The following is a 5,408-nucleotide window of genomic DNA, read 5'->3' on the forward strand; positions in this document are numbered from 1 at the left end:
GAAAATGCCGTTAAATGTTCGAGAGTGGGACTGTCCAGACTGTGGGACGCACCATGACCGAGATATTAACGCTAGTAAAAACATTTTGGCCGCAGGGCTTGCGGTGTCAGTCTGTAGAGCGACCATAAGACCAGAACAGAGTAAATCTGTTAAGGCAGGTGCGGAACCCCGCAAGGGAAAGAAGCAGAAACCTAAATCGTGAGGTTTGGGAATCACCGTCCGTTTTACGGCGGTGAGGATGTCAATTGGGCGAACCACCCCCGACAGAGGGATTGAGTCGAACCGAAGACTAATCCCATTAAAATCGCTAGGACAAGCGGTGTAGCGGGATGGGTGCTGAGGAGCATCAAGGAGATAATAACCGTCCAAATTCCGACTAAAAGAGATAAAATCGCTCGTAATGACCAGTAGTTACTCAATAAACCGAACAGGATCGTCGAGGGAATGGAGATCAGGTTAAATAGGGCTTGCTGAATAATGGTAAAACCCTTTTAAAATAAGGCTTTTGACCTGTTAAAGTCCGATGTTAGTGCTGCGAAAATAGGATTGGGACTTTCAAAAACCTTGCATTATCCTTCTTGTGGTACATCGCTTGGTACAAAAAACAAGGGCAACAAAGCCTGAAACGACCGACTCCTGACTCCTGACTCCTACCCCCAGGAAAAACTTTTTCAGCAGACCCTAAATAAAAGTCCTAAATGCAAGATTTGAGCAACGCTTAACCCAAACTCCTGATTGAGATAGATGCCCAAAAAATTATTCAGGGTTACAATTCCATCGGAAATCAAATAAAATACGACTAAGAACTTAAAAATCTCTTGGTTTTGCCTAAAATAGCCCAGCGTATGCCAGACCTGATGGTAGGATTGGCGAATTAACCGAGAAAGGGGAATGGTGGGCGGTTGCGACTGATGAGGCAACCAAGCTAGAGCCGGGAGAGAAAGAAAGAGCAGCCATAATCCGACGATCACAAAAGCCAGTCGATACTCTAGCAATTGATCGAAGCGATGGCTTGATTGTACCAACCAAAACAACAGATAACAGGCAATTCCTCCCAGATAGCCCAACCCCGACCCCCAACTTGACAGCCGCCCGATCGCCCCCGGTGGCACCAGAGAGGGTTAAGAGAGAAAAATTTATAAGTGACACCTTCCCCAACGAAGTTTTTGACAAGTTCTGCTAGGATTACAGGACTATTCTCCTCACAGGGGGAAAATTGATAGATTTCTGGTTAGTGTATCACAAGCTCAAGAAAAGGATAGCCAAATGCTTGCAGCTACCCTGTGCCGAGGGAATAGACTGGAGACTTAGTTCTCTTGTACTTAATTTATTTGGCAATTTTCGAGCCATTGTTCTAAATCTTGTAATGACTGAAAATCTAACAAAGCTTCGCCTAAGTTTTCTAACTGTTCTAGGTCAAGATTTCGGATCTTGGGCGATAATTCAGGAGAGATGCTACCTATACGGCGATTTAATAGACGTAAAACGAGGTTAGCTTCTCCCTCTTGTCGTCCCTCTTGTCGTCCCTCTTGTCGTCCCTCTTGTAAACCTTCCGACCAGATTTCTTGATAGATAACAGATTCTTTCATGATGTCTTTCCTCAATAATCGTTGAATGATGTCTTTGTTTAATACTAACCCAGCTAGGATGGCGGTAGATGCGGCCAGATTGCTTTGTTCTCGACTATCGCTGATTTGCTCGATTTCTTGGGCAATTTGCCCCAGTAAGTTTTCTGGTTTCTCAGCTTGAGCGAGTATAGCGAAGGGAAATAGCCCCGGTGCTTGTAATAAGGTTTCTGAGGGTTGTTCCCAGAGTCTAATCACTTCAAATTGATGATAGGTTTTCCCTTGTTGATAATCATTTTGGCGGACTTTAGCGGAGTCATTTTTCCTCAGATAAATTACTACTTGATGGATGGGTTTATGGGGATAGCGTCGATAGAGTCTGGTGGCATAATCTAGCATTCTATAGGGAATGTCTTCTTTAGGGTCGGTTTGGAACTCGATATGTAAGATTAATTCTTCTGACTCCAAAAAGATTAACGTATCGGCTCTAATCGGTTCTAGGGATAATTCTGAGGGTTTAATTTCCGTTAAATCTAAGGGTTTTCCTAGTAACCAAGTGGCTAAGTCTCTGGAATATTCAAGGGCGATAAATTTACAGGTGGAATCATACATTTTCAATTCAAATACAGGTCAAGCCTGACCTGTATTTTAACAAAATTAAACCCCTATCCCCAAAAATAACAAAAGGATGGGTAAAAACCCTCCTAAAGGCTAAGATGCACTGAAAACTATCCTCAATGGGGATTTTATCCTTGGCGCTTACGAGAAGCAGCACCTAACCCCCAAAAATGATCGCTTCAAAAATCTCGTAGCGTTCCTTGCCGATGCGAATAATATAGATATCGTCTTGTTTCGAGGCGCTAAATTCTCCCGGATCTGCCTGACTGGTATCCGCACCGATCGCTTTTCCCTTTTCAAAGAAAATGATACGCTTGCGACCATCGGGTTTGGTAACAGTGACATCCGCGCTACCGTTCCCCCGACGAGTGACACCAAAGGGACAAGATCCCGCTGGTTTTCCATCGCCCATCGAACAGGTAACATTACCCGTAGCATGGTAATTTGTCCCCGGTACTTTGGCATCGCTTTGGTTGTAATTATTGGAAATAAGGATTTTTAGGCGATAATTAGCCACTTCATTATTCCGCGCCGAGTTGCGAGTCAAACCCACTTGGATCGTATAATCGCCGTCCGCTGGTAGGATTCCCTCGTGGGCATTACCGACATTGTTCCCGATAACCATCGCCGCGTCTTTGCCGGGGACTTTACCCGGTGCGAAAATATTGAAAGAAGCGCCCCCGTTATCACTCAAGAGGCTAACCGACATATTTTGTCCAGCATTGGCGCGAATTAGGTATTGAACGACTTGTTCTCCCTTGATTTTGCCTTGAATAGTGGTTCCTTCGGTTCCGGCTTTGAATTGCACCCGTTCTTTACGGATTTCGCTGAAAGCGGGGGAAGGCAGAATAACCGGGGTGGTGATTAAGGTGGCCAGTAAAAAAGCGGAAAAGAGTTTACGCATGATTTAAGTTTTTTCCCAAGTTAATTAGATGTTTTACAGCGATCGCTAGATTTGTTGACAATTGTACTATAACGTCCGTCTAGTTTTTTTCCGAACGGGCCGATTTCGCTTTTTCTAGGGTGTCTTGACAGTTGATTTTGGCGAATTCTTCGATTTGTTCTGGTTTCAAATTAAAATCTGAACCCGCTCTTGCTTTAATTTGTTTTAAGAGTTGATCGGTTTCCGATTGGGTTAGTAAACCCGCTTGTTTTCCCGTTTCCGTGGCGACACAAACACCGTAGGTTACACCACCTGTGAATCCGAGGGTTCCCAAGAATTTCCCTCCTAGAAACAATCCGATACCCGCACCGATAACACCCGTAGTAATAGCAATTAACAACACATAAACGGGTTTCATGCTTTTTTGATCTCCTCCAATGAAGACTAAGTGAGCGTGTTATTACATAGCGCCTTCGTCCACTTTGGAATAGGGTAGGTTTTTGATAAATTTGACGATCTGGTTGCCGTTGCGGTTAAAGGAACATTGGAAGGTATTGACCATTTTATCCGTCTCGTAAGTGCCATTCACTGCGTGAGTGCCGTCGGTGCGTTGTCCTTCGTATTTGACAACGATATTACCCGGCGAGGTTTTATAAGCATTAGCGGCGCGAGATTTGCAGGCCGACAACATGGTAGCAGTATTCGCGGCATAAACTGGTAAAGTAGCGACGAGGGCGATTCCGGTGGCGATGGCGCTGAATTTTATAGACTCGAACATGATTGATTTTCTTACAGAGTAAGAGGGGCGATAATCTCTAGGATGCGTTCAAGATTTTTCGATAACTACCTAATCGTTACCGAGAAGGTGAAAGGAACGGTATGATTGCCGTCTTTCGCTTCTCCCATGAGATAGACACGAATGGTATAGTCGCCATCTTTGGGGAGTTTAATTTTAGCCATGGCGTTGGGTCCTTGGGCAGAACTGTTATAAATCGCTACATTATTACTACCCGGCGGCAGGATATTAAAAAATACACTATGCTTGTCTTCTGGGTTGCCTGTCCCATCATCAGCAAGAGAAACCATCAGGGTTTGACCTTTTCTCGCTCTTAAGACAAAATCTCGGTATTCACGCCCTGTAATTGTCCCGTTGAGGGCGGCCATATCACTGCCCCGTTCAAAGTTCACTCTACCGCTTAACTGCGCTTGTAGAGGGGCGGTTAAACCCAAACCAAGGGATAAAGCGATCGCTACGGAAGCTAAAACGTTTCGAGGGGAAATAAGCGGAAAATGTTTCATGTTTATTTTTTGGGAAAGAGACTAGGGAGTAAAAATAATTTCGTCTCCCTAGTCGGGTAAATTGTCAAGGGGTTACGGAATTTTTAGCGGCGGAAAATCCTTTTATCCCTTGCGCTTGCGAGCTAATGCCCCTAAAGCACCCACTGTTACTAAACCTAAGATAGTACCCGGTTCGGGAACGGAAGTAGCGCGAGTAAATGTCAGTGTTGAATTATTTGAGTCTAAAACTCCACTTGAAGCATCAGCAACCCCGTTTGTACCGAATAGAGTTCCGAGAGGAGAATTTAATCCAAATGCATTTGCATTTGGAGAACCCGTTACAACAAATTGACTACGAGCGAATTGAGTACCAGACAGAATGATATTACCACCCACAACATTAAAAGCATTAGGACCCAGTGATGGGAATGTACCAATAACCGGTAGCGTGTATCCTAAAGCGGCAGGAGCGGAGGTGACGGAAAGAGCGGTAGCCGCGTATATCCCATCCGTGGTTAGTGCCGCGTCCGGCAACTCTATTGTCCCAGAAACTGTACCACTAACCGGGCCATCCACATTCGAGAAAGAAAAGCCAAAAGTAGCGGCGCTCGCACCAGATACAGGAGCGAGTAAAGATAGACCGATAAGGGCGACCCGACCACCGATCGATTTTTTGATAAGTGTTGATAATGTCATAGGTTTAAACTCCTCACAGAAAGGAATAAAGATAAACAGTCTTCAATTATAGGGGAGTTTACGGAAAAGGTGATATCCGAAAATTCCTTATTTTTTTTGACCCCTTCCCGTTTTCTTAATACTTTTTTAAGGATTGGCTGAAGGCATTACCCTGAGAGGCTTGGAAAAATAGGAGTTCGGGCGATTCGGTTGAAGGGGCGATCCGGCCTAAGCGTACAGGAGAGCGAAGTTGACATCCTCGCCGCCCTAAAAGTGCGGCGATTCCTAAACCTCACGATTTAAGTTTCTGCTTCCACCACCGTCGCATACCACAGTTAAAAAACCATGTACTGTCTTACACAGAGTCCACAGACTTTCGCCCCATTTCA

General features: G+C 44.8%; 9 protein-coding genes. 1 reads left to right on the forward strand and 8 read right to left on the reverse strand.

Features of this window, described 5'->3' with window-relative positions; translation table 11 throughout:
- Positions 1–202: zinc ribbon domain-containing protein (locus tag O9295_RS26710; protein WP_288036291.1), on the forward strand; the 202-nt coding region annotated here is incomplete at its 5' end.
- Positions 203–224: 22 nt separating this feature from the next.
- Here the strand turns inward: O9295_RS26710 and O9295_RS26715 are convergent.
- The 8 genes from O9295_RS26715 to O9295_RS26750 form a co-directional block, all read right to left on the reverse strand.
- The gene (locus tag O9295_RS26715) at positions 225–419 is read right to left on the reverse strand and encodes a hypothetical protein (protein ID WP_288036293.1); all 195 of its coding nucleotides are present in this window, start codon (positions 417–419) and stop codon (positions 225–227) included.
- 252 nt (positions 420–671) lie between these two features.
- Entirely contained in the window at positions 672–1,112 is a 441-nt protein-coding gene (locus tag O9295_RS26720) for an MFS transporter (protein WP_002757702.1), read from the reverse strand.
- A gap of 210 nt (positions 1,113–1,322) precedes the next feature.
- The gene (locus tag O9295_RS26725) at positions 1,323–2,177 is read right to left on the reverse strand and encodes an Rpn family recombination-promoting nuclease/putative transposase (protein ID WP_002757703.1); all 855 of its coding nucleotides are present in this window, start codon (positions 2,175–2,177) and stop codon (positions 1,323–1,325) included.
- A gap of 163 nt (positions 2,178–2,340) precedes the next feature.
- Positions 2,341–3,087, reverse strand: a complete 747-nt coding sequence (locus O9295_RS26730; protein WP_288036294.1) for a hypothetical protein — start codon at positions 3,085–3,087, stop codon at positions 2,341–2,343.
- 79 nt (positions 3,088–3,166) lie between these two features.
- The gene (locus O9295_RS26735) at positions 3,167–3,484 is read right to left on the reverse strand and encodes a hypothetical protein (protein WP_052277621.1); all 318 of its coding nucleotides are present in this window, start codon (positions 3,482–3,484) and stop codon (positions 3,167–3,169) included.
- Between the two features lie 42 nt (positions 3,485–3,526).
- Positions 3,527–3,844: a hypothetical protein gene (locus O9295_RS26740; protein ID WP_002757707.1), complete on the reverse strand. Its 318-nt coding sequence runs from the start codon at positions 3,842–3,844 to the stop codon at positions 3,527–3,529.
- A 65-nt stretch (positions 3,845–3,909) separates the two neighbouring features.
- On the reverse strand, positions 3,910–4,365 hold the full coding sequence (locus O9295_RS26745) for a hypothetical protein (protein ID WP_052277622.1): 456 nt from the start codon (positions 4,363–4,365) through the stop codon (positions 3,910–3,912).
- 102 nt (positions 4,366–4,467) lie between these two features.
- Positions 4,468–5,040, reverse strand: a complete 573-nt coding sequence (locus O9295_RS26750) for a PEP-CTERM sorting domain-containing protein (protein WP_260441382.1) — start codon at positions 5,038–5,040, stop codon at positions 4,468–4,470.
- Between the last annotated feature and the right edge of the window lie 368 nt (positions 5,041–5,408).

The sequence above is a fragment of the Microcystis sp. LE18-22.4A genome (assembly GCF_027531105.1).
Lineage (GTDB): Bacteria > Cyanobacteriota > Cyanobacteriia > Cyanobacteriales > Microcystaceae > Microcystis > Microcystis aeruginosa.

What these genes read in the sequence shown, in the direction of transcription:
- O9295_RS26750 (WP_260441382.1), bottom strand. Translation starts at nt 5,040, where the DNA reads ATGACATTATCAACACTTATCAAAAAATCGATCGGTGGTCGGGTCGCC.
- O9295_RS26745 (WP_052277622.1), bottom strand. Translation starts at nt 4,365, where the DNA reads ATGAAACATTTTCCGCTTATTTCCCCTCGAAACGTTTTAGCTTCCGTA.
- O9295_RS26740 (WP_002757707.1), bottom strand. Translation starts at nt 3,844, where the DNA reads ATGTTCGAGTCTATAAAATTCAGCGCCATCGCCACCGGAATCGCCCTC.
- O9295_RS26730 (WP_288036294.1), bottom strand. Translation starts at nt 3,087, where the DNA reads ATGCGTAAACTCTTTTCCGCTTTTTTACTGGCCACCTTAATCACCACC.
- O9295_RS26725 (WP_002757703.1), bottom strand. Translation starts at nt 2,177, where the DNA reads ATGTATGATTCCACCTGTAAATTTATCGCCCTTGAATATTCCAGAGAC.
- O9295_RS26735 (WP_052277621.1), bottom strand. Translation starts at nt 3,484, where the DNA reads ATGAAACCCGTTTATGTGTTGTTAATTGCTATTACTACGGGTGTTATC.